The sequence below is a fragment of the Gilliamella sp. B2838 genome, assembly GCF_026536185.1.
Classification (GTDB): domain Bacteria; phylum Pseudomonadota; class Gammaproteobacteria; order Enterobacterales; family Orbaceae; genus Gilliamella.
Genome location: NZ_JAFNOO010000002.1, coordinates 228,948 through 252,898 on the forward strand (window position 1 = coordinate 228,948; position 23,951 = coordinate 252,898).

Annotated in this window: 21 protein-coding genes and 2 pseudogenes; 14 read left to right on the forward strand and 9 right to left on the reverse strand. The window is 36.7% G+C overall.

Going from position 1 to position 23,951, the window contains the following annotated elements; translation table 11 throughout:
• The first annotated feature begins 7 nt into the window (after window positions 1-7).
• The 11 genes and pseudogenes from mlaD to citG all read left to right on the forward strand — a co-directional run bounded on the left by mlaD (window position 8) and on the right by citG (window position 11,525).
• Complete coding sequence (gene mlaD / locus J3U63_RS02890) at window positions 8-598, forward strand: outer membrane lipid asymmetry maintenance protein MlaD (protein ID WP_267343613.1); 591 nt, start codon at window positions 8-10, stop codon at window positions 596-598.
• A 2-nt stretch (window positions 599-600) separates the two neighbouring features.
• Window positions 601-1,245 carry a phospholipid-binding protein MlaC gene (gene mlaC / locus J3U63_RS02895; protein ID WP_267370387.1) on the forward strand — a complete coding sequence of 215 codons (645 nt, stop codon included), beginning with the start codon at window positions 601-603 and terminating at the stop codon, window positions 1,243-1,245.
• 3 nt (window positions 1,246-1,248) lie between these two features.
• The gene (locus tag J3U63_RS02900) at window positions 1,249-1,524 is read left to right on the forward strand and encodes an STAS domain-containing protein (protein ID WP_267370388.1); all 276 of its coding nucleotides are present in this window, start codon (window positions 1,249-1,251) and stop codon (window positions 1,522-1,524) included.
• An 85-nt stretch (window positions 1,525-1,609) separates the two neighbouring features.
• Window positions 1,610-1,867, forward strand: coding sequence for a BolA family protein (locus J3U63_RS02905; protein WP_065634759.1), 258 nt, complete (start codon window positions 1,610-1,612; stop codon window positions 1,865-1,867).
• 94 nt (window positions 1,868-1,961) lie between these two features.
• Window positions 1,962-3,989, forward strand: coding sequence for an oligopeptidase A (gene prlC, locus J3U63_RS02910; protein ID WP_267348320.1), 2,028 nt, complete (start codon window positions 1,962-1,964; stop codon window positions 3,987-3,989).
• Window positions 3,955-4,704, forward strand: coding sequence for a class I SAM-dependent methyltransferase (locus J3U63_RS02915; protein ID WP_416379586.1), 750 nt, complete (start codon window positions 3,955-3,957; stop codon window positions 4,702-4,704). The genes prlC and J3U63_RS02915 overlap by 35 nt, the downstream gene beginning before the upstream one ends.
• 23 nt (window positions 4,705-4,727) lie before the next feature.
• Complete coding sequence (rsuA, locus tag J3U63_RS02920; RefSeq protein ID WP_267333699.1) at window positions 4,728-5,417, forward strand: 16S rRNA pseudouridine(516) synthase RsuA; 690 nt, start codon at window positions 4,728-4,730, stop codon at window positions 5,415-5,417.
• A gap of 222 nt (window positions 5,418-5,639) precedes the next feature.
• A pseudogene (locus J3U63_RS13290) lies at window positions 5,640-6,814 on the forward strand (Bcr/CflA family multidrug efflux MFS transporter).
• A gap of 2 nt (window positions 6,815-6,816) precedes the next feature.
• Window positions 6,817-7,353, forward strand: a complete 537-nt coding sequence (locus J3U63_RS02935; protein WP_267333701.1) for a gamma carbonic anhydrase family protein — start codon at window positions 6,817-6,819, stop codon at window positions 7,351-7,353.
• Window positions 7,354-7,489: 136 nt separating this feature from the next.
• A pseudogene (locus J3U63_RS13295) lies at window positions 7,490-10,429 on the forward strand (DNA translocase FtsK 4TM domain-containing protein); the annotation flags it as partial.
• Between the two features lie 208 nt (window positions 10,430-10,637).
• Entirely contained in the window at window positions 10,638-11,525 is an 888-nt protein-coding gene (gene citG / locus J3U63_RS02950) for a triphosphoribosyl-dephospho-CoA synthase CitG (RefSeq protein WP_267366345.1), read from the forward strand.
• Between the two features lie 159 nt (window positions 11,526-11,684).
• On the opposite strand, the gene J3U63_RS02955 is transcribed toward citG, so the two are convergent.
• Window positions 11,685-12,848, reverse strand: a complete 1,164-nt coding sequence (locus J3U63_RS02955; RefSeq protein ID WP_267370394.1) for an MFS transporter — start codon at window positions 12,846-12,848, stop codon at window positions 11,685-11,687.
• A gap of 258 nt (window positions 12,849-13,106) precedes the next feature.
• On the opposite strand from J3U63_RS02955, the gene J3U63_RS02960 reads away from it, so the two are divergent.
• Window positions 13,107-14,969, forward strand: a complete 1,863-nt coding sequence (locus tag J3U63_RS02960) for a beta-glucoside-specific PTS transporter subunit IIABC (RefSeq protein ID WP_267370396.1) — start codon at window positions 13,107-13,109, stop codon at window positions 14,967-14,969.
• A 10-nt stretch (window positions 14,970-14,979) separates the two neighbouring features.
• Window positions 14,980-16,377 carry a glycoside hydrolase family 1 protein gene (locus J3U63_RS02965; RefSeq protein ID WP_267370397.1) on the forward strand — a complete coding sequence of 466 codons (1,398 nt, stop codon included), beginning with the start codon at window positions 14,980-14,982 and terminating at the stop codon, window positions 16,375-16,377.
• Window positions 16,378-16,449: 72 nt separating this feature from the next.
• Here J3U63_RS02965 and J3U63_RS02970 read toward each other — a convergent pair whose 3' ends face one another.
• Window positions 16,450-17,592: an AAA family ATPase gene (locus J3U63_RS02970; protein WP_267333706.1), complete on the reverse strand. Its 1,143-nt coding sequence runs from the start codon at window positions 17,590-17,592 to the stop codon at window positions 16,450-16,452.
• A 3-nt stretch (window positions 17,593-17,595) separates the two neighbouring features.
• A complete protein-coding gene (locus J3U63_RS02975; RefSeq protein ID WP_267366339.1) occupies window positions 17,596-18,453 on the reverse strand; it encodes an RNA ligase family protein in 858 nt (285 codons plus the stop codon).
• A gap of 306 nt (window positions 18,454-18,759) precedes the next feature.
• Here J3U63_RS02975 and J3U63_RS02980 point away from each other — a divergent pair, with 306 nt between their 5' ends.
• Window positions 18,760-19,239 (forward strand): AraC family transcriptional regulator, encoded by a 480-nt coding sequence (locus J3U63_RS02980; RefSeq protein ID WP_267370399.1) that lies wholly within the window; start codon window positions 18,760-18,762, stop codon window positions 19,237-19,239.
• A 32-nt stretch (window positions 19,240-19,271) separates the two neighbouring features.
• Here the strand turns inward: J3U63_RS02980 and J3U63_RS02985 are convergent, their stop codons facing one another.
• The 6 genes from J3U63_RS02985 to J3U63_RS03010 all read right to left on the reverse strand — a co-directional run bounded on the left by J3U63_RS02985 (window position 19,272) and on the right by J3U63_RS03010 (window position 23,941).
• Complete coding sequence (locus J3U63_RS02985) at window positions 19,272-20,093, reverse strand: transporter substrate-binding domain-containing protein (protein ID WP_267370400.1); 822 nt, start codon at window positions 20,091-20,093, stop codon at window positions 19,272-19,274.
• Window positions 20,094-20,138: 45 nt separating this feature from the next.
• Window positions 20,139-20,564, reverse strand: coding sequence for a GNAT family N-acetyltransferase (locus tag J3U63_RS02990; protein ID WP_267343629.1), 426 nt, complete (start codon window positions 20,562-20,564; stop codon window positions 20,139-20,141).
• An 18-nt stretch (window positions 20,565-20,582) separates the two neighbouring features.
• Window positions 20,583-21,341 (reverse strand): amino acid ABC transporter ATP-binding protein, encoded by a 759-nt coding sequence (locus J3U63_RS02995; protein ID WP_267333711.1) that lies wholly within the window; start codon window positions 21,339-21,341, stop codon window positions 20,583-20,585.
• Window positions 21,338-22,078, reverse strand: coding sequence for an amino acid ABC transporter permease (locus J3U63_RS03000; RefSeq protein WP_267333712.1), 741 nt, complete (start codon window positions 22,076-22,078; stop codon window positions 21,338-21,340). The genes J3U63_RS02995 and J3U63_RS03000 overlap by 4 nt, the downstream gene beginning before the upstream one ends.
• A 21-nt stretch (window positions 22,079-22,099) precedes the next feature.
• Window positions 22,100-23,071, reverse strand: a complete 972-nt coding sequence (locus J3U63_RS03005; protein WP_065634743.1) for a glutathione S-transferase family protein — start codon at window positions 23,069-23,071, stop codon at window positions 22,100-22,102.
• Window positions 23,072-23,239: 168 nt separating this feature from the next.
• Window positions 23,240-23,941 (reverse strand): response regulator, encoded by a 702-nt coding sequence (locus tag J3U63_RS03010; protein ID WP_065634742.1) that lies wholly within the window; start codon window positions 23,939-23,941, stop codon window positions 23,240-23,242.
• Window positions 23,942-23,951: the final 10 nt, after the last annotated feature.

The window sequence follows — 23,951 nt, forward strand, 5'->3', positions numbered from 1 at the left end:
ATTAAACATGAGTCGTAAAGTCGAAATTACCGTTGGATTATTTATGGTGCTGGTTATTCTTTCAGTACTATTTTTATGCTTTAGAGTGACTGACCCCACATCATTTAGCAGTCATAATACTTATCGTGTTTATGCTGTATTTGAAAATATTGGTGGATTAAAAGCACGTTCACCAATCAAAATAGGTGGAGTTGTGATTGGTCGGGTCAATAACATCACATTACAATCATCTGAAATTGATGTGTATAAACCTTATGTCGCAATAGATATTGATGCACAATATGATAAAATTCCTAGCTCAAGCGCATTATCGATTAAAACCTCTGGTTTATTAGGCGAACAGTTTATTGATATCAATTTTGGACTGGACCAAAACCTTGAACACGATCTAGATGCATCGGAAGCTGTCGGCAAAAGCAACACAACTACAGAACAAGACAAAACACCACCATTTTTCCAAGAAGGATTTGTCATTAATAATACCCAACCAGCACTGGTTTTAGAGGATTTAATCGGTAAATTCCTTTATAGTATTGGCGGTTCATCAGATAAAAATAAAAAACAAACTACACCAGATACCAATGAAAGTAAGGAGTAATTATGTTAATCAGATTTAAACAAGCAATTTTTTTCGTATTCGCATTAGCATTCAGCACATTTGCGCTTGCTGATAACGACCCATATAAAGATATGCAAGTTGCAGCCGATAAGATTTTTAATACCATTAAATCTCAATCAGCTACAATCAAGACCAATCCTAATAAATTGAAGGAAATAGTTAGAACTGATTTATTACCTTATGTGCAAGTTAAATATGCTGGTGCATTAATTTTAGGTAATTACTACAAGAGTGCTTCTGAGGCGCAACGTACCGCTTATTTCAATGCATTTGAAAACTATTTAGTTCAAGCTTTTGCCCAAGCACTATCGATGTATAACGGTCAAACTTATCAAGTTGAAGCTGCAAAAGACCTAACAGGTAAAAGCTTAGTTTCAATTCGCGTATTATTAATCCAACCCGATAAAAGCCAGCAACCATTACGTATTGATTTTCAATGGCGTAAAAACACTGTCACAGGGGAATGGAAGGCATACGACTTAATTGCTGAAGGTGTAAGTATGATTACCACTAAACAAAATGAGTGGTCGACTATATTACGTCAAGATGGTATTGATGCATTAACTAAGCAATTAACTGATCTTTCAAATCGTAAAATTGATCCTAATGCTAAACCAAAAGGCTAGCCTATGATGTCTCGAATCAAAGCAGACAAACAATATAATGTCTTATATTTAAAGGGTGAGCTAGATGCTCACTCCCTTAATGAAATATGGTCAACTCAGCATAGTATTTTAAATGGCGTTACAACTATTGATGTTGCTCAGTTAACTCGAGTTGACTCTTCTGGACTAGCAACATTAGTTTATTTTTGTACTAAATATCAAACCAAATTAATGGGCATTAATCCGCAATTACAAACTCTAATTGCACTGTATGACTTACAGCCAGTTATTATGGTTTAATTCATATTGTTGTGTTATTACCAAACATAAATATTAGCTTAAACAACTTAATATAAAGTTAGAATATTCATACTGAGTTACAATCATGGACAAACAACAAATTATAGACAAATTAAATAGTTCCCTTAACCTTGACAATGTATATGTTATGACTGACGATGGTAGTCATTTTCAGGTTATTGCAGTCAGTGAACTATTTGCAGATTTGAGCCGAGTCAAAAAACAACAATTGATTTATGCACCTTTAGCCGAATTCATTAATGACAATCGTATCCACGCATTATCTATCAAAACCTATACACCAACTGAATGGCAGCGTGAACGCAAATTAATGGGATTATAAACTATTCCTTAACACAAAATACTTGACTTGCGTTTTTTTACCCGCACATAATGTTCACTCATTAGATAAAATCTTTGTAGAAAGGTATCGAAACATGACCAACCCATTATTAACCAATGCTCCATTACCGCTATTTTCTCAAATCAAGCCTGAGCATGTTCTACCTGCTGTAAAGCAAGCTTTAAACAATTGTCGCAACACAATTGAAACAGTGCTAAAACAAAATAGTGAATATACTTGGGACAACTTAATTCAACCTATTGATGAAATGGATGAAAAATTTGGGCGAGTTTGGTCACCGGTCAGCCACCTTAATTCTGTAAAAAATAGCCCTGAATTACGTAAAGCTTATGAAGCATGTTTACCATTATTATCAGAATACAGCACATGGGTTGGACAACATAAGCCTCTCTATCAAGCTTACAAACAACTTAAACAAAGCGACAATTACAATAAGCTTTGCAAAGCACAAAAAAAAGTAATTGATAACGCGTTACGTGATTTTGAATTGTCAGGAATAGGCTTGCCTGATGATAAACAAAAACGTTATGGTGAAATTGTTGCCAAATTATCAGAATTATCATCACAATATAGCAACAATGTATTGGATGCAACGATGGGCTGGACAAAACTGATAACAGATGAAAAACAGTTGTCAGGTATGCCTGAAAGTGCGCTTGCTGCAGCAAAAGAACAAGCCAAATCAAAAGGACAAGAAGGCTGGCTAATTACTTTAGATATTCCAAGTTACCAACCTGTTATGACTTATTGTGATAACCGTGAGTTACGTTTTGAGCTCTATCAAGCTTATAATACCCGGGCTTCGGATCAAGGTCCGAACGCGGGTAAATGGGATAATACACAAATCATCGAGCAGATTTTAACGTTAAGAGATGAACTCGCTAAATTACTTGGCTTTGATACTTATGCTGACAAATCTTTAGCCACTAAAATGGCGCAATCAGTCCATCAAGTTACTGAGTTCTTGACTGATTTAGCTAATAAAGCCAAACCACAAGGTGAAAAAGAATTAGCGGAGTTGAAACGCTATGCCTATGAATTTTTTGGTGCCAGCGATATCAAACCGTGGGATATTGCCTATTACAGTGAAAAACAAAAACAATACCTTTATACCATTAATAACGAAGAACTCCGACCTTATTTTCCTGAACAACGAGTGATAAATGGCTTATTTGAAGTTGTCCATCGTATTTTTGGTATTACCGCTAAAGAACGACAAGGTGTTGAAGTTTGGCACCCTGATGTCAAATTTTATGATTTATATAATACTAGTGGCGAGCTAAAAGGCAGTTTTTATCTTGATTTGTATGCTCGTGAACATAAACGTGGTGGTGCATGGATGGATGATTGTATCGGCCGCATGCGTTTTGCCGATGGTCACATACAAAAACCCGTTGCTTATTTAACTTGTAACTTTAATCGACCAATTGGTGATAAACCCGCGTTATTTACGCATGACGAAGTAACCACCCTATTCCATGAGTTTGGTCATGGCTTGCATCATATGTTAACCGAAATTGATGTATCATCAGTTGCAGGTATTAATGGCGTAGCTTGGGATGCGGTTGAATTACCGAGTCAATTTTTAGAAAACTGGTGCTGGCAACCTGAAGCATTAGCCTTCATTTCAGGACACTATCAAACCGGTGAGCCTTTACCACCAGAAATGCTAGAAAAAATGCTCGATGCGAAAAACTATCAAGCCGCTCTATTTATTTTACGTCAATTAGAGTTTGGCTTATTTGATTTTAAACTTCATAGCCAGAAAAACCCTGATATCTTAACCACTCTGGCAGAGGTTAGAAAACAAGTTGCTGTCGTACCAACAGTTGAATGGGGACGATTCCCTCACGCTTTTAGTCATATTTTTGCAGGCGGATATGCCGCTGGTTATTACAGTTATTTATGGGCCGAAGTGTTATCAGCCGATGCCTTTTCACGCTTCGAAGAAGAAGGCATTTTCAATGCTAAAACGGGTAATGCCTTTTTGGATAATATTTTGTCGCAAGGTGGCAGTGATGAACCCATGACATTATTTAAAAATTTCCGTGGACGTGAACCCCAACTTGAGGCTCTGCTTCGTCACTATGGTATCCACTAACGCCAACCTAGCTCAGCTAAAATTATTAGCTGAGCAGTGGTTAACCTTAAACCCAACTATTCCCTTTGCATTAGTAACAGATAACCATCAACTCGTATTACAAAAAACTGATGAGCCAAAACTTGGTGCGATAAAAGTCGATTTTGTATCAGGGGCAATGGCGCATCGCCGCCAATTTGGCGGTGGGCGTGGTGAAGCCATTGCCAAAGCAGTAGGTGTAAAAGGTGAGTATTTACCAACAGTTGTGGACGCAACAGCTGGACTCGGTCGTGATGCATTCGTATTAGCAGCAATCGGTTGTCATGTCACAATGTTTGAAAGGCATCCCGTTGTGGCTGCATTATTAGCTGATGGTTTACAGCGAGGTTACCAAGATCCAATAATAGGCAATTGGTTACCGCAACGGTTAAACATGTTTTATAATTCAAGCCAAACAGGTCTATTGTCATTGCACGAAAAACCCGATGTGGTGTATCTCGATCCAATGTTTCCACATCGACAAAAAAGTGCACTAGTCAAAAAAGAGATGCGCATTTTTCAACAGTTAGTGGGTAGTGACTTAGATTCAGATAACTTGCTTGAACCGGCACGACAATTAGCTAAAAAACGCGTAGTCGTTAAACGACCTGATTATGCGCCATTTTTAGCCGAGCAAAAACCAACAGCCGAAATTAAAACTAAAAATCACCGTTTTGATATTTATACACCTTTTTAAAACAGAGGAAGATTACTCAGATTATGCGATTAGATAAATTTCTAGCTCATCACTTAGGTATAAGCAGAACAATCGTGAATAAAGAACTTAGAGCACAAAAAGTGACTGTTGATGGCGAAATAATAAAATCAGGCGCCCACCAAATATCACCTGCACAAGTTGTTGAGTACGATGGCGTCGAAATTGTGCCAGTCACCGAACATCGTTATTTTATGCTTAATAAACCACAAGGTTATGTTTGCTCAACCGATGATCCCGATCATCCAACTATTCTATATTTTATCGACGAACCAATGGCTGAAAAGTTGCACGCAGCCGGCAGATTAGATCTTGATACAACAGGTTTAGTACTATTAACAGACGATGGTAAGTGGTCACATCGTATTACTTCACCTAAACATCATTGTGAAAAAGTCTATCAAGTCACAGTTGAACATCCCCTAAGCATCGAACTCATCGAGATATTTGCCAAAGGCATTCAACTAAAAAGTGAGAAGTCACTCACAAAGCCGGCTAAACTAAATATTATTGACCCATATCACGCAGAGCTAACCATAAGTGAAGGTCGATATCATCAAGTTAAACGTATGTTTGCCGCAGTCAACAATCATGTTGTTCAGTTACATCGAAAACAAATTGGCACCATTATGCTAGATATTCCTGAGGGCGAATACCGTCCACTTACTGAAGAAGAAATCAACTCTTTTAGTTAGCTTCAAATTTTATCGTAACAATAAAAGTGAATAAATGATTGTCTCTTAAAGTCAATAAATACCGTTAAGTCATAATTAACGGTATTATCGATTATGTTGCCACATCATCATGCACTTTTAGTTGAAGAACTTTATAGGAACCCAAACGTGCAAAACTCAAATACTCAAGTAGAATTTAAAATTTCTAAAAAAGCACTGATCTTTATCCTTGGATTGCTATCTATGTTAATGCCTTTATCCATTGATATGTATTTACCGAGTATGCCAACAATTGCTCACGACTTTAATGTAGCTGATGCAACCGTTCAACTTACAATTAGCTGTTATTTATTAGGGTTTTCCTTTGGCCAACTCTTATTTGGACCACTTACAGACAGTTATGGCCGGCGAAATATTCTTATTATTGGTCTGATTATTTTTGTTTTTGCCGCCTTTGGTTGTGCTATTGCTGGCAATATTAATCAATTGATAACTGCACGTTTTTTCCATGGGATTGCAGCTGCTGCAACCACAATAGTGATTAATGCTTTAATGAAAGATATTTATCGTGACCGTGATGAGTTTTCAAAAATGATGTCCTTTGTGATGTTAATCTCTAACGTAGCACCATTATTAGCGCCGATCATAGGTGGTTTTATTTTGTATTGGTTTAATTGGCAAGCAAACTTTTATACCATTTGCCTAATGGCAATCATTTGCTTTGGTTTGGTTTGGTGGTAAGTTATATTCCAGAAACACTTGCCAAAGCTAAACGTGATAAATTTAGTATCATTCGAATATTAAGTAATTTCATTACACTATTTCGACATCGCCAAGCCTTAACTTATATGCTAATAGGCGCATTTGCTGGTGCTGGATTATTTTCATTTTTAAGTTTAGGACCTTTTGTTTACATGAACTTACATGGCGTTGCATCCACCAATTTTGGTTACTATTTTGCACTTAATATTGTGGTAATGGTAATGATGAATACCTTAAATAGCCGCTTTGTTAAACTTGTTGGTTCTATCAAAATGATGCAATTAGGGCTGTTAATCCAATTTATCATGGCGATAGGACTTTTGATTGGAACATTATTTAATTTTGGATTTATCTATTTGGTCGTGTGTATTTCAGGTTACATTGGATGCATGTCAACAGTTGGTGGTAATAGTATGGCTGTGGTATTAGACTTCTATCCGCATATTGCCGGTACAGCATCGTCACTTGCTGGTACCATTCGATTCGCCATAGCAGGAGCAATTGGTATATCATTATCAATGCTAGTCTCGATTCATAAAACGGTAACACCAATTAATGATAATACCACAGAGTGGTTAATGGTTGGTTCTATGGTGTTGTGCAATTTTCTTGCGGTTGGCTTATTTTTGAGTGTCAAAAATATTAAAAGGAAATAACCATGATTTATCAATTAGATGATTTATGCCCACAAATTCACCCAGATTGTTTTATTGCCAAATCGGCTGATATTATTGGTAATGTGACGCTTGAGCAAGGGGTATCCATCTGGTTTAACGCGGTATTACGAGGTGATATTGCAAGTATTCATATTGGCAAAAACAGCAACATTCAAGATAATTGTACTGTGCATATCGAGACTAACATACCGTGTATTGTTGGTGAAAATGTTACAATTGGCCATAATGTGATTCTTCATAGCTGCACAATTGAAGATAATGTCTTAATCGGAATGGGAAGTACGATTTTAAATCATGCCAAAATTGCTAAAAACTGTCTGGTTGGTGCTAATTCTTTAGTTACTCATAGTTTACCTTATCAAGAAGGCTGCTTAATTATGGGATCACCAGCGAAAATAATTCGGCAACTTACCGAAGCCGAAATTGCAGCAAATATTAAAAATGCCCAAAATTATGTCAAAAATGGACAAAGGTTTAATAAAAATCTAATGGCAATTAATCGCTCACAGTCACAATAAATTACGTTTTATATTTTATTCACTCTGTGAGCAAAAGTAATTTATGATAAAATGCCACCAATTTTAATTGCAATCGTTTTTAGGTACGTACTTGAAAAAGCCAAAAACAACCAGAAGACAGATATTTAGCCAATTCATTTTATTAATAATAATAGCGTTATCTGCCTGCTTATTTTTATCACTATTTTCTTACAATGCATCAGATCCCGGCTGGTCACGTACTGCTTGGCATACCCCTATCAGCAATTATTGCGGCTATATTGGTGCATATGCATCGGATATACTATTCCAATTTTTAGGCTTTATTGCTTACAGTGTTCCTTTTTTTGCACTATTTTTTAGTTTGCAATTAGTGAGCTATTTTTATCGTCATGCTAATGCGCCTATTAACTATTTTAGTATATCATTCAGAATCATTGGTATTTTAGCGTTTATCTTTAGCAGTACTGGTTTTTTTACCTTAAATATTCGTGATGCAGAACAATTTCAAGCTGGGGGATACCTAGGTTCAATTGTTATCGAAAGCCTATTACCTATAATGAATGGCTTTACCGCATCGATTATATTACTCATTGTTAGCCTTGCCTGTATAACCCTATTAACGGGATTATCATGGTTACTACTGATGGAAAAACTTGGGGCGTTAGTCATGCTGCTTTTAACGCCGATTACCTGGTTATTTTCATCACATAAAACCAGTGCAAGCACTCACACTGTTACCAAACAGCGGGATAAAGACATTGCACTAACAACGCAAACAAAAGAGCAGCCTGTTGTTATTCCATTAGAGAGCAATAAAGTCAATTTAGATACAGAGCAACCTTTATCTATAACAGCCAATGAAGAAAAAGTGATTAATCATGTAGATGCCACTAATCAGCTTGAACAAAACAATCCTATAACACTCAATAAGGATGATGAAGCATTAATCCAAACCGCAGAGCAATTGTTACAGTCACTTGAGCAAACGACTAACAATCAACCTGATTTATCTAGCACACCAGTTAATGATGAGCCTAAAAAAGATCTGGATCCAAACGATATTTTAGCGCGTATGGAAGTGATTATAAAAAATATGAATGAACGAAAGTTAGCGCTCTCACAAGATCAAACTAATGCTACGTTGCCACAATCAAATTTAGCCAATGATCCACAAGCAACAGCAAATCAAACAACAAAAGACTCAGAAAAAGTGCAGCCTTTTGATGAAAATAAATACACCATTTCAGATGCGCCTAGCAAACCGTTATTTACGTTAAATAATAACGAATCTACCTTAGCGAACAATACAATCGATTCAAACCAATTTATATTGAACGAGCCAGAATCATCGACTCAAGACGTTGAGCAAGTAACACATCAAGAACCCGAAACTCAGATTGAACATCCTACACCCGAGATTGAAAGGCACATCCCCGAAGATGTCGATCTTGAATCGTTAAAAAATGAAAATCCTGTCATAGATGACATCTATCTAGACGATACAGAGGTTGAACAAAGTCACAATACCCCAATTACCATTGATGATGAAAACGATAGCTTAATTCACCCATTATTAAGACGTGATGATAAACCACTACCAAAACCAACAACGCCACTACCGTCATTGGATTTATTAACTGCACCGCCGACAACGCGAATTGAAGTCGATCATGCTGCATTAAATGCAATGTCTGAACTGATTGAAAAAAGTTTAGCCGACTATCGTGTTAAAGCCAAAGTTGTTGATTATATGCCAGGACCTGTGATCACCCGCTTTGAAATTGAACTAGCTCCCGGTATTAAAGCTGCGCGAATTTCAACACTCGATCGCGATCTTGCTCGTTCACTATCAATGCCTTCAGTGCGAGTTGTTGAAGTTATTCCGGGTAAACCTTATGTCGGTATCGAGTTACCTAATAAAAACCGGCAGACCGTCTACTTTAGAGAAGTATTAGACAGCCCACAATTTCGCAATGCACAATCACCATTGACTATCGTATTAGGAAAAGATATTTCAGGGCAATCGGTTGTTGCAGATTTAGCTAAGATGCCACATTTATTAGTCGCAGGCACCACAGGTTCTGGTAAATCTGTGGGGGTTAATGCGATGATTTTAAGCATCTTATACAAATCACAACCTGAAGATGTCAGGTTTATTATGATCGACCCTAAAATGCTTGAACTCTCTATCTATGAAGGTATACCGCACTTATTAACGCAAGTGGTTACCGACATGAAAGATGCGGCGAACGCACTTAATTGGTGTGTAAACGAAATGGAAAGACGTTACCGATTAATGTCAGCTTTAGGTGTCCGCAACATTGCCGGCTATAATGAAAAAATAAAACAAGCACAAGAGATGGGTAGACCTATTCCTGATCCACTGTGGAAACCTACCGATAGCATGGATCTTAACATGCCAACATTGGAAAAATTGCCTTACATTGTGGTTATGGTCGATGAATTTGCCGATTTAATTATGGCTGTTGGTAAAAAAGTTGAAGAATTAATTGCGCGCCTAGCTCAAAAAGCGAGAGCTGCGGGCATTCACCTTGTGTTAGCCACCCAGCGCCCATCGGTTGATGTTATCACAGGATTGATTAAAGCCAATATTCCAACCCGTATTGCTTTTACTGTATCAAGTAAAATTGATTCACGTACTATTTTAGATCAAATGGGCGCCGAATCACTACTTGGCATGGGGGACATGCTGTATTTAGCGCCGAATAGTTCGATTCCTATTCGTGTACATGGCGCTTTTGTACGTGATGAAGAAGTTCATGCAGTTGTGCAAGACTGGAAAGCTCGCGGCAAACCAAAATATATTGAAAATGTGACGGTATCAACCGATGATAATGATAGCAGTCATGCTGACAACATTGATGAAGATCTCGATCCGCTATTTGATCAAGTTGTAGAGTTTGTGGTTGAAACGCGTAGGGCTTCTATCTCTAGTGTACAACGAAAATTTAGAATTGGTTATAACCGAGCAGCGCGGATAGTTGAACAAATGGAGATTGAAGGTATTATTAGTGCACCAAGTCATAATGGTACTCGAGAAGTGATTGTGCCACATTCACATGGTGATTTTTAGTCGTGATAATAAATCCATCTAGTTGCTAAATAATTAGGTGGATGAAATAGGAGTGCAATCCGCCGATTTGAGTATAAATGGTTAACACCTATTACAGAGCTTTAGATAATAGACTTAAAATACATTAAACGAGATCAACTTAGCACACCCTAAGCATCTCGTTAATACAACCAAAATACAGTAACCGTATGATAGGTATTAGACAATAATGAGTAAATATTCACAGCAAGTGACATTATTAGAATCGCAACTCATCAACCCTAACAACTTTAGTTTACCTGCGCAACTAGCTATTAAGGCATTAATTAAGGAAATTTGCTTATCGCCTAAGCCTGGGCTAGTTGATATGAACAATAATGGCGCACACCGTGATATGGATTTTCAAACATTTATCCAAAGCATTTCAGCTATTTCAACTTGGTTTGAACAGTTTTATCAATATGGTAAACAATCGGCTCATCAAGACCCCACTGTTTTTTTAGACGGTATTAGACCCTTAGGCATGCAATGTGAACAAGCCATGTTTAATGCAACTAATCAAATCAATACCCATAAAGGTGGTATATTTGCTTTCGGTTTATTACTTGGCGCTATAGGCAAACTGGAACAACTCGGCTTAGCATGTCAAATGCAAACAATTTGCGAGCAAGTATCAATAATATGCCAAGGTATCGTCAATAAGGAATTAAAACAACATAATCGATCTCATTCAATTGGCGAAAAGCTGTATAAACTGCATAATCTTCCTGGGGCACGGGGTGAAGCGGAGTCAGGTTACGCAACAGTTAAAAACATTTCATTACCTATTTTAAAAAATATGCAGCAAAGTGGTTACGATGAGGAAACTTGCTTATTACAAACCTTATTATATCTGCTCGCCTTTAACCAAGATACCAATTTGGTTGCAAGAGGGGGACTTGATGGATTAGCCTTTGTCCAACAACAAGCTAAAAAACTGATTTTACACGGTGGTGTGATTCATACTCATGGCCAACAAAAATTAAATCAGCTTGATAATGAGTTGATAAAACGTAATTTAAGTCCCGGTGGCTCAGCTGATCTTATCGCCATTACTTGGTTCTTATCACAGTACTAATTCATCTGTACAACAATAATCAGATGGATTCATCACATCAATACCATTGATGGGCTTTGGTTAACTCAACCCTATGCAAGCAGGTGTTATATTACTTTAACTGATAACATTCACCTCTTTTGTTTAAATTCATATATATCAAGGCTGTAACAAAAAACATCAATCCTGTTTTTTATTTATTTTTAAATGATAAATCCCATACACAACAGCCCCCAAGATAGCCATAATCGCTAAAATTAAATAAGCGATACGCATTGAATATCGTAAACTCACGTATCCAACAATAACAGGAAACAATGTCATACCTAATGCGTAAATCGCTTGAAATAATCCCATCGCTGCCGATCGCGCATAAGCTGGAATAGTAGATGTTGCTTCAAACGTTAAAAAAGAAAATAATATTCCTGTACCCATCCCAGGAATAATTTGTAGTAATAAAATGGCATAAGGTGATGAAACCTGCGGTATCAAAATGCAATATAACGCCAGCAACATAAAAGACAGAATAATCCAAGTAGATATACTTAATTTATTAACCAAGTTACTTGCCCCCACTTTACCAAACAGGACTGATGCCAACATATAAATTATTGAAGATAAACCAATTAAGCTTGAACTTGCACCTAATCCACTTAATATCTGATTAGTAAATGACATGGTTGTCGACATTTGTATCCCCTGCTGAATCAAAGCCAACAAAGAAAAAAACAGTAATTTGCGATCAAAAAACACGTTAAGCAAATTATGATATTCAAAATTGTGATGAATTCTTTCAGGGTATTTCAGTCTGAAAGCTAAGATAAAAGCAATAAATCCGCTTAAACAACTAAGTAAACAGATAAATTGCATCCCGAAATATTCAAATAGCAAGGTACTTGATAAAAATGCTAAAAAAATACCAAGATTATTTACCATAATAATTAAACTAGTGGCATAACTTTTTTTCGATTTAGGATAAAACCCCATAAACAACACCATAAATGATATCCACATGGCGCTGGCAAATCCTGAAATAATATTACCAATCAAAAATCCCCAACCTGTAGGCTGTATAAGACGAATAATTGAAGCAAATCCAGCTAAAAATGATCCTAATACAATAAATATCTTATGCTTTTCTTTAACATTGGCTAATAACCCAACCGGTATGCGTAAAAATAACTGTGAAACACCATAGGCGCTAACCACCATACCAATAAAATTGGTCGTCATATGGATTGCAGCTAAATAAGGGGTTTGATAAGGAATATAAATATATTGTGCATACCAGAAAAAAAACACAATACACAACAACAAATACGATCTTTTTTTTGCCACTTTCATTTGAACAACATTTTATTTCTTATAATTACTTTATGTAAAAATATATCTAAATTAGATATTTAGCAACAAACAAATCCATCTTGTCTAAATTTTTAAACTATGTTAGCTTGAAGTAAGTCAAACAACGATAAAAATAATTTTACAAATTAGCAGAAAATATCTTCTATAAATTTTTATAACCGATATTCCCTATACCTTATTTGGCAGGTTTTAGTTTTTATCAGTGTGTAACCATTCGGTAATGTAATGGAGAAAATAATGGATTATCAAACAATTGCACAACAAATTTTACAATTAGTCGGCGGTAAAGCTAATGTTGTTAGCTTAACGCATTGCTTTACTCGTTTAAGATTTCAATTAGTTGATAGCAACAAAGCGAATCGTGAAAAATTATTACAAACAGAAGGCGTTATTTCGGTTGTAGAAAGCAGTGGACAATATCAAGTGGTACTAGGAAATAAAGTCACCAAAATTTATCAAGAAATCATACCATTACTCGGAAAATTAGAGACCAGCGAACAAACGCCACCTAAAGTATCAATTGGCGTAAAAATTCTTAACGCTTTTGCTGCTATTTTTACGCCCGTGATTCCGGCAATTGCCGCATCTGGTATGTTAAAAGGAATTTTAGCGATTGCTGTTATGATTGGTAATTATTACTATCAAACAGATATCAAAACTTACAACACCTATACGATTTTACATGCTGCATCAGATGCAGTTTTCTACTTCATGCCAATAATACTAGGCTATACCGCTGCAAAAGTATTTAAAGCCCACGAATTTATATCGATGATCATAGGGGCAACGCTGTGCTATCCATCAATTGTCACGTTAATGGCAAGTAAAACAGAAGTCACTCTGTTTACTATTGAATTAACCAAAGCAAGTTACACCTCTAGCGTTATTCCAATTATTTTAGCCATATTCATTTTAAGTTACGTACAAAGATTTTTAGAATTTATCATCCCTGAAGTATTGAAAATTATCATGGTACCAACCTTTTCATTACTGATTATGATACCAGCTACATTACTAATTTTCGGTCCTATTGGCATCTACATTGGCGAATTTATAAACTGGATCTATTACTACATTATGGGTGTTAGCCCTATTTTATTAGGGGCATTTATTGGTGGTATCTGGTGTATATTAGTCATCTTTGGTGCACATCGGGCAATTGTGCCAATCGGCATTAATGACGTAGCGCAAACTGGTCGCCAGAACTTACTTGCTTTCGCTGGAGCGGCAAACTTTTCACAAGCTGGCGCGGCATTAGGTGTATTTTTCAAAACCAAAAATAAAAATTTAAAAACAGTTGCGGCATCGGCAACCATTACCGCTTTATTTGGGATTACTGAACCCGCAATTTATGGTGCAAATTTAAGATTAAAAAAACCGATGATTTGTGCGGTTATTTGTGGCGCTATCGCTGGCGGGCTAATGGGCTGGGGAGGATCGTACGGTACTGCTTTTGCCAATCAAGGGGTATTAACCATTCCTGTTTACGCTGAAGCCGGTACAACTGCATTTTTATGCTATTTAATTGGCATATCTTTTGCTTTTTTCGGTTCATGCATTTTAACGATGATTGTTGGATTTCAAGATCTACCAAGCGAGGAAATGTCTACATCAAACCAAACGCATAGCCCAGATTTATTACTTTCCGATCAGACTATTACCTCGCCTATCAAAGGGCATGTTATTGCACTTAGTGAAGTTAAAGATGAAGTGTTTGCATCTGGCGCGATGGGTAAAGGTGTCGCTATATATCCAGAAATCGGTGAAGTCATTGCGCCAGCAGATTGCACAGTTACAGTACTTTATCCCACTTTACATGCCATAGGTTTAAAATTAGATAATGGATTAGAGTTACTAATCCATATTGGTATCGATACGGTAAACCTGCAAGGCAACTATTTTCAATCTTATGTTGAAGTGGGGCAACACATTAAACAAGGGACTAAAATTGTATCCTTTGACATCGATAAGATTAAACAACAACAATATGATTTAACAACATCAATAATTGTCGTTAATTCAGAACAATATAAAAATGTCGATTACACCAAAGATATCGACGTTAGTTATCAAGACCAATTATTATTTATTCAAGTTTAGAGGTAAAAATATGAAAACATTTGCTAAGGATTTTTGGTGGGGTGCATCCTCTTCTGCATTTCAAATTGAAGGTGGATGGGATGCCGATGGCAAGGGAATGACAGTTGCTGATTATAATTCATTTCAGCGCTCAGCAGTACAAGCCGATAGCAAAGTTGCCAGTGATTTTTATCACCATGTAGAGAGTGATATTGCGTTGTTTAAAGAGTTGGGCTTAAAAACTTATCGTTTTTCGATATCTTGGGCACGTATTATTCCTGATGGCGATGGTGAAATAAATCAAGCTGGGATCGATTTTTATAATCGAGTAATAAACGAATTAATCAAAAACGGTATCATTCCATTTATCACCCTTTATCATTTTGATTTACCTTTTGCATTAGTTGATAAATATAATGGTTGGCAAGACCGCCGTTGTGTCGATGCGTTTAGACGCTATGCTCAGGTCTGCTATAAAGCATTTGGCGATCGGGTAAAACATTGGCAAATCAATAATGAACAAAATTTGATGATTCGTGTTAATGAACGAATGAACATGTATAAAGTCGCACCAGCGGATGCTGAAAAAGTGAGAGCACAAATGGATTACCACATGTTTGTTGCGCATGCGATGGCAACTAATGATTGTCATGAGCTAATTGCGGGAAGCAAAGTGGGACCGGCGGTATCATCCACCATGACCTACCCTGCAAGTAACAAACCAATGGATGTTTGGGCAGCTAAAATGAATGATAATTTTAAAACTAATTATGCCCTAGAAATGTATTGTTTCGGTGATTACCCAGGTTATTACAAACACTATTTACAACGTTGTGGTATCTATCCACAAACCCAGCCGGAAGATGCCGACATTTTAAAACAAGCTAAACCGGATTTTATTGCGGTCAATTACTATCGAACATTAGTCGCAAGCTATTTGCCGGAAGATGCAAAGCATCCATTTGGCACTAAACATAATGATATCGATTTTGATCTGTATGGTTACTTTAAAATTGAAAAAAACCCGAATTTAACAGCAAGCACTTACGGTGCACAAATTGATCCAATGGGTTTACGTTTAGTCCTCAATGAATATTATCGACAATACCGCTTACCCCTAATCATTACTGAAAATGGCTTAGGTACACCGGACGAATTAACACCTGATAATAAAGTGCATGATGATTATCGCATTGATTATATTAAAGCTCATATTTCAGCTTGTCATGATGCAATTGAAGATGGTGTTGAGTTATTTGGTTATTGCCCATGGTCAGTCATTGATTTATTAAGTTCTCATCAAGGATTTAAAAAACGTTATGGCTTTGTTTATGTTGATCGAGATGATCATGACTTAAAAACACTAAATCGTATCAAAAAAGATAGCTTCTATTGGTATCAAAAAGTGATTAAAGATAATGGAGTTTAACCCTTTCATAGCTATCAATTGACAAATATGGGGCTAAATAAAGCCCCATTCTATTGCTGAAAATTGTGTTAATTACTGATTTATCACATAGCTAACCTGATGTGCTTCGGTCGGTAAGGGAACTTGCCATTTACTAAACATGCGCTGAATTTTTTTATTCGCTAAGCTTGTATCGCGTTTTAAATTACGCCGATATAACTCTTGTTCCGGTTGTTCTATATAAACGATTTCAACCTCGGCGTGATAAGCATAGAGTAAATCGAGTGCTTTTTGCCGCATATCCTGTGACAAATGGGTAGCATTCCAAATAAAAGGCTGCTTATCTCGTAACCATTGTTTCACCTTAGCTAATACAAATTGAATCACTAATCCTTCATTTTCGCCATGCTTTAATTTGAGTTCACTGCGCGCATCATCATAAGAAGCAACCGGCCATGTTGGATAATGCTTACTCACCCAACTATTTTTGCCCGAAGCCGGTAAACCAGACATCAATATCACTTTTGATCCTTGTTGTGGATATAGTGCATAATCAGGCAAGACATTACTGCCGCGAAAATAGTGTACTCGCGTATGATCATCAACAAATTGGCGAGGTTGATACAGACACTCTTCTTCTAGCGCGAGTTGTTTAAATAACTCCACTTCATCCAAAGTTCTAGCTTTATCAGCACATATACGCCCCAGCATATCCGCTTTCGCTTGCAGGCAAAGCATCCAAACCGGTAATTGCCATGACAGACGATGCACAAGGTATTGGGGTGAATAGCGCTGATGCGTATCACTTAACGCAAAAAACGGAACTTGATGAACAGCGATAATACGACATATCTGTTCACGTAGTTCAAAAGGGACGGCCATTTGCCACAACAATACTCTGCTACGAATTTCCCCCTTTTGGGAGTGTCTTGGTTGACTGATTTTACCCGTGACCTCATCAATCACGGTGGTTTCTGGTTTAGCAATATCATGTAACAACGCTGTCATAAATGATACAAATTGTTGCTCCTCGGTGGCTTTTGCAAACTCAGTTTGTTCAATTAATGCGCGCAATACCATTTGTGTATGTATCCAAACATTACCTTCACCATGATGCAACGGGTCTTGTGGTGTGGTAATAAGCGCAGTTAATGCTGGAATACACGTTAACCAGTCATCGAAATTATCTTTAGCAATACTATTAGCCACTTGCTGTTGTAATTGTAAATAGTCCATTATTTATCTCCCTACGCCAACTTGCTGATTCCAATTGACGGTTAACTGTGGTGCGTATAAATCGACATTATCAGCAAGTTGATTGGCAATAAACGGCTGCTCTAAATGGTGTTGACCAGCGTCTAAAATAGCTTGTACAAAATCTTGTCTCACCCATTTTAAACGATCGATTGTGTGATGTTCGCTTTCGATTTTTAAATACAGCCCTTCCATTAAATCCGAGCGGTCACACTGCTGCCACGCTTTGGCTAAATCAATCTTGTCACGTGTGACTATTTTTTCAAAACAAGCCTGCCAATGCTGAGTTTTGGCTAAAGACTGTTTAACTAACGCTAATAAGTCAGCTAATTTAGTCGGTGCTTGCCCAGCAAATAGCACCGGTACCGATAAAACCGGACCATTAGCTAATAGCTGATGCCGCTTTTGGGTCGATAAAAAACATTGTTGCTGTCTATCCCAAACATCAAATTCACAAAAATAGTGAGGTAATGCATCATAAAAGATAGTGTGTTTTTTATGTAACCATTCACCATACATGATATAACGATCTTCTAACCGCTCTAATAGCCAATGTTCATGTACACTAGCCCAGTGTTTTAATAGATTAAATTGACGCTCTCTTGAACCTCCCATTAAGTAATGGCCGCGCGATTGTAATAACAGTTCGCCACTTTGCGAAAAGCTTATAGCACAGTTAGCGCCATCGAGTTTTTCTTCAACGACAATATAGCAATTATGTAACTGGTTATAAGCACGCTGTCCGTCGGTGCTATCACCAAATTGTAAGCGTGAACCCTGTAAATGGGGTGTTCTTGGATATTTAATTAATTCTAAATTTTGAATATAAGATTCCATTGTCATGATGTTTTCTCCAAAAATATAAGGGAAAACCGACAAGGCAAAAATCTATAAATTGAAGTGCAACGAGAATGCTTTGAGAGGTAAAAGCAAAAATACAATATGATAGAAAATACCGTGCCGGCATTAAGATAAAGTGTTAACTACAGGCATTTTGCCACCTCGCTATAATAAAAAGTTTAGGTTAAAAAAACGGCGCCATTATCTGGTTGTGCCGCTAGCTTGTCAAGTCAATTTATAATATTTAATAATCAATGCTAGTAACAATGAAGAATTTCAGTATGATTATAAGTAGGATACGAAGATAACGTGACTGAGGTTATTATGGATGTTGAAATTGTGCGATTTCCCGCAACAAATTTAGCGGTTATCGAACATCATGGTTCGCCACTGTTAGAACATGAAACTGTCAATAAACTCATTAAATGGCGACAAGAGAACAACTTATTCGATAACGAAAAATACCGATGTTATGGTATCCATTACACCAATCCCGCTATCACACCGTTAGAACAGCATCACGTCGATTTTGCTATTTCAATAGACAAACCTATTGCTAAAAATGCCTATGGCATTGTCAGTAAAACTATTCCCGCGCTCCGTTGTGCCAAGGCTCGTGATATTGGTTCGCGAAATAATAACCAAGCTATTATCTATTTACTTGAACAGTGGTTACCACAAAGTAGAGAGAAAATAGGCAGTTATCCACCGATTTTTCATTACGTAAATGTAGGATTAACTATTCCAACATCAGAGATGATAACCGATGTGTATTTGCCATTAGCGTAACAAATAAACTCGGTTATCTAACAGAACAAAGCTTATTTAGGTGAGTAATCCGCACCAAAATAGTGTTGGCTGATTGCCGTTAGTTTGCCATTATTGATAATTTTTTGTATACCTTGGTTAATATCTTGAGTTAATCGCTCACCACTTGCGCCTTTACTAATTAACAAATAACTAAATGGAGAACCAATACGATCACCATCTTCTTGACTTAATTCTATCGTTTTGAGATTGAGTTTATGTTCATTGATATATTGCGATAGCATCACGTTATCTATTAATTGAAAGTCGTATTGACCACTCTCGACATGTTGCAACACAGGTAGTAAATCGGCTTCACTATAAACAATTTTAACAGGATTATTGGGATTTTGTTCATTGTAGGTTTCTAATGCTGTCGCATAATTAAGTCCTGGTGTGACTTCAGTTGATTTTCCTTGAAGATCAGAAAAGCGATTAATGTCATTGTTACTTTTAGCCACAGCAATAACATACTGGTTTTTAAAAATTGGATCGGAATAGAAATATTTTTCTTTGCGCTTTTCATTCATAGCATAATTATTGGCACCAACTTGATAACGCTGAGAGTCAAGTCCAGCTAAAACAGATGAGAATTCAGTCACTTCAAAACTAATTTCATATTGAGGTAACTCGCTAAATATGGCTTTCACCACATCAATATCATAACCAACCAATTCCCCTTTTTCATCGACCGTTGTAAAAGGGCTTGGCGATCCTGAAGTCCCAATAATAATTTTTTGTTTTGTTGTGGATTGTGAATCTTTATTTTGGTTATCGCAACCAGACAAAAACAACGCGGCTAAGATGACAAAACCATACCATTTTTTATAGTTCATACCGTAATTCTCCTTTCATTTTAAATGAGCATTATTGAGTTAACCTTAAATAAAACCCATATTTTTCATTTCAATTCGATGATCGGCCTGATATCGAGCCATACCTGTTTTCATTAAATCAAACCCTAAGTTTTTATAAAATTCTACTGTTTGTGGATGAGTATAAAGAATGATATTGCAATGCTGTACCTGCTCAACGAGCTTTTCAACAATTAAGCGTCCATATTGTTGCCCGTGCAAGTGTTTAGCTAATGCAATGTTATAAATTGCCGCCTGACAAATACCGTCCGATAATGTACGACCAACGCCCACAACGCGATCTTGTTCCAGCAAAAAAATCACACCATAACTGTTTTTAAACACTCGCTCTTGCGCTGTTGCATCGAGCGAACTAAGTCCATAAAAAGCCAATAAATCGGCAACATCTTGCCAATTAATATTTTCACAATGTTGTTGAATCTTTATACTCATTGATACCTCTTAAACTGATTAGATTTCATAATCCATTTGCATTGCACTAAAATATCTTGCTAAAAAAGATTTGGTTCGTGGTTGGGTCGGATTATTAAACACCTGCTTAGGTGAACCATCTTCAATAATTTGTCCTTTATCTAAAAACAGTACTCGACTAGCTACTTCATGCACAAAGCTCATTTCGTGCGAAACAAGGATCATCGTAATCCCTGATTGTGCGGCTAATTTGATGGTCGATAATACTTCGCCAACTAACTCAGGATCGAGCGCTGAAGTGGGTTCATCAAGCAGTAACACTTTAGGATCCATCGCTAATGCTCTGGCAATCGCTACTCGCTGTTGTTGCCCTCCAGATAGCTGTTTTGGATAATGGTACATTCGCCCCTCAAGTCCGACTTGAACAAGCTTTTCATGCGCAATTTTACGTGCTTTCTCCTTTGGTAATTTTTTTACAATAATCAAACCCTCCATCACATTTTCTAAAGCGTTTTTTTGATGAAAAAGATTAAATTGTTGAAATACCATAGCTGACTTTTGGCGAAACTGAACAATATCACGTTGTTTAATGCGGCTAACATCCAAGCCAAAATTATCAATTTGGATGTTACCTTGCTGGGGTTTTTCAAGTAAATTTAAACAGCGTAGTAAAGTGGATTTACCTGCTCCCGATGCGCCGATAATAGCAACGACTTCATGCGGTTTTATGGCGAAATTAAGATGATCTAAAATAAGATTATCCTGAAAAGATAACGTTAAGTTCTGTACCTTAATCATAATAATTTTCCTCGGCGATAACTGGGTGTATTCACACTGTCAGAAATCGTTAACCGGTTTTCCATATACTTAATGATTAATTCAATAATAATGGTTAAAGCCCAATAAATAAGTGCCAAAGAGATATAAACCTCAAAATAACGATAACTGTGTCCTGCTAAGGTTTTACCGCGACCTGTCATTTCAGTGACTGAACAGACAAAGGCTAACGAAGTCCCTTTAAGCAAGCCGATAAAAGCATTACCAAGATTTGGTAAGGCCACAATAAATGCTTCAGGAATAACAATACGTCGTAACAATTGGCTATAACTCATCCCTAACGATTGTGCCGCCTCAATTTGACCTTTACTGACCGATTGTAACGCGGCTCGTATAGTCTCGGAATTATAAGCAGCTTCATTAAAAGAAAAGGCAATGAGTACAAATAGCATTGGAGGCACACTATTAATATTAAAATCAGTATGATAAAAATAGTTGATATAACGCAGAACAATTGGGATCCCATAAAAGCTTAAATAAAGCTGAACAAGTAAAGGCGTTCCTCGAATAAATGAAACAAAAACCGATGCTAGTTGCGAAAGAACAGGAATTTTATTCATTTTAACAATGGCAATCACTAACCCAAACATTACGCCAAGCAGCATTGAAAAAAAGGTAATAAATAACGTGACTGGCAAATAAGCCAGTAACGTAGGTATTTGAGTAAATATCAATCCGAAATCTAATATATTTGGCATGCGTATTATCCCAATAATCAATTATTGATGAGTACGAAATTGTTTATCTCTGTTATGAGGAGTATGCCAATGACTAACATCAGGCCCTAAGGGCAAAATATCATAAGGATTATGGGCATTATTACCTAAAAAGTACCCTTTTTTAATTGACTCAAAATCGGTTGTTTCACCAAAAGCGGGGATTTGATAAAGATCTCGGGCATAAGCCCATAAATTAGGAAAATCAATAATTCGATTACGATTTGTGTTAAAAGCAGCATAATAAGCCACATCAAAACGCGCTAATGTAACGTATAAGCGAATATCCGAATCGGTAATGTGATCACCAAAAAGATATCGAGACTTACTTAGGCGTTTTTCTAATTCATCTAATCGATTAAAAACAAGATGATAAGCGTGTTCGTAAGCTTTTTGTGAGCGAGCAAATCCCGCTTTATAAACACCATTATTGACTTCATGAAAAATCACATCATTCAATTCATCAATTTCAGTACGTAAATGTTCCGGATAGAGATCAGGCGCACCCGCTTTATGGAAAGGTTTGAATGCAGTTTCCCAATAGTTGGTTAATTTAAAATAGTCGTTGTTGACAACTTTGCCGGTTTTTACATCGACAACGGTCGGGACTGTTGCTCGTCCATTATATTCAGGATCGGTTTTAGCGTAAATTTCTGGTAAATAACGGATGCCTAACACTGGGTCAACACCATTAGGATCAAGTGAAAACTCCCAACCATGCTCAGTGCGAATTGGCGCAACTTTGCCAACACTGATCACATTTTCCAAACCTAATAATTTGATAACAATCATCTGCCGATGTGCCCAAGGACAAATCGCCGCCCAAATTAAACGATAACGACCAGCCTCAACCGGTAACATACCCGGTTTATTTCCAAATGGGGTATCAAAACGATTTGTTTGACGAACAAAAGCACCGTCTTGGTTAATTTCATTATTTTCGGTAGTAACAACTTTTCCTATCGCAATGGCCATATGCTTACTCCTATTTTTTGATGCGTTAATTTCAAACAATCCAACCCTTGGATAAAATCAATCTAACATCAAAAAATTAATGGATAAAATAACAAATAAGCATATTTATATAATTATCAATTATATAGAAGATGGTGTCTGAGCAAATAATTGACCTAACAACAATAACTATTTACCTAGACGTTTGTACAATCTTTCAGGGCGGCCTATCTTTCCATGATTAAGTTCGACAGTTAATACTTTAGTTTGAACACAGTACTCTAAATAGCGTCTAGCTGTAGTTTTACTGATTTTTGCTTTTTCAACAATTTCATCAACGGTTTGAGGGGTATCGGTATGCATAAAAAGATCTTTAACCTTTTGCAAGGTAATTTCCTCTATCCCTTTTGAATGACGATTAATATCAACAAAATCTTTGGTTTGTAGGTTGAACAGTTCATCAATTCTTCGCTGATTGACATGTTTTTGTAAGCTTTGACGATATAAGAACAGTTCAAAACGTGCTAACGAGTGTTTTAAACGTTGATAAGACACCGGTTTAATTAAATAATCGAATGCTCCATATCTGATGGCTTTACTACAAGTATCCATATCGCTAGCTGCGGTAATAAAAATAACATAGCAATTTAAGTTGTTATTAATAATATATTCGAATAATTCAATCCCTTTACCATCGGGTAAATAGTTATCTAATAAAATTAAAGTGGGTTTTAACTTTTCTACCATCTTTTTTGCTTCCTCTAAATTGGAAGCAATACCAACGACTTTTACTTTTGTATCTCGCTGAATAAAATCAGCATTTAATTCAGCTAAAATAGGCTCATCTTCAACAATGAGAACTTTAATAGCATCTTCTTTATTTTCTTGCATACTTTAACCT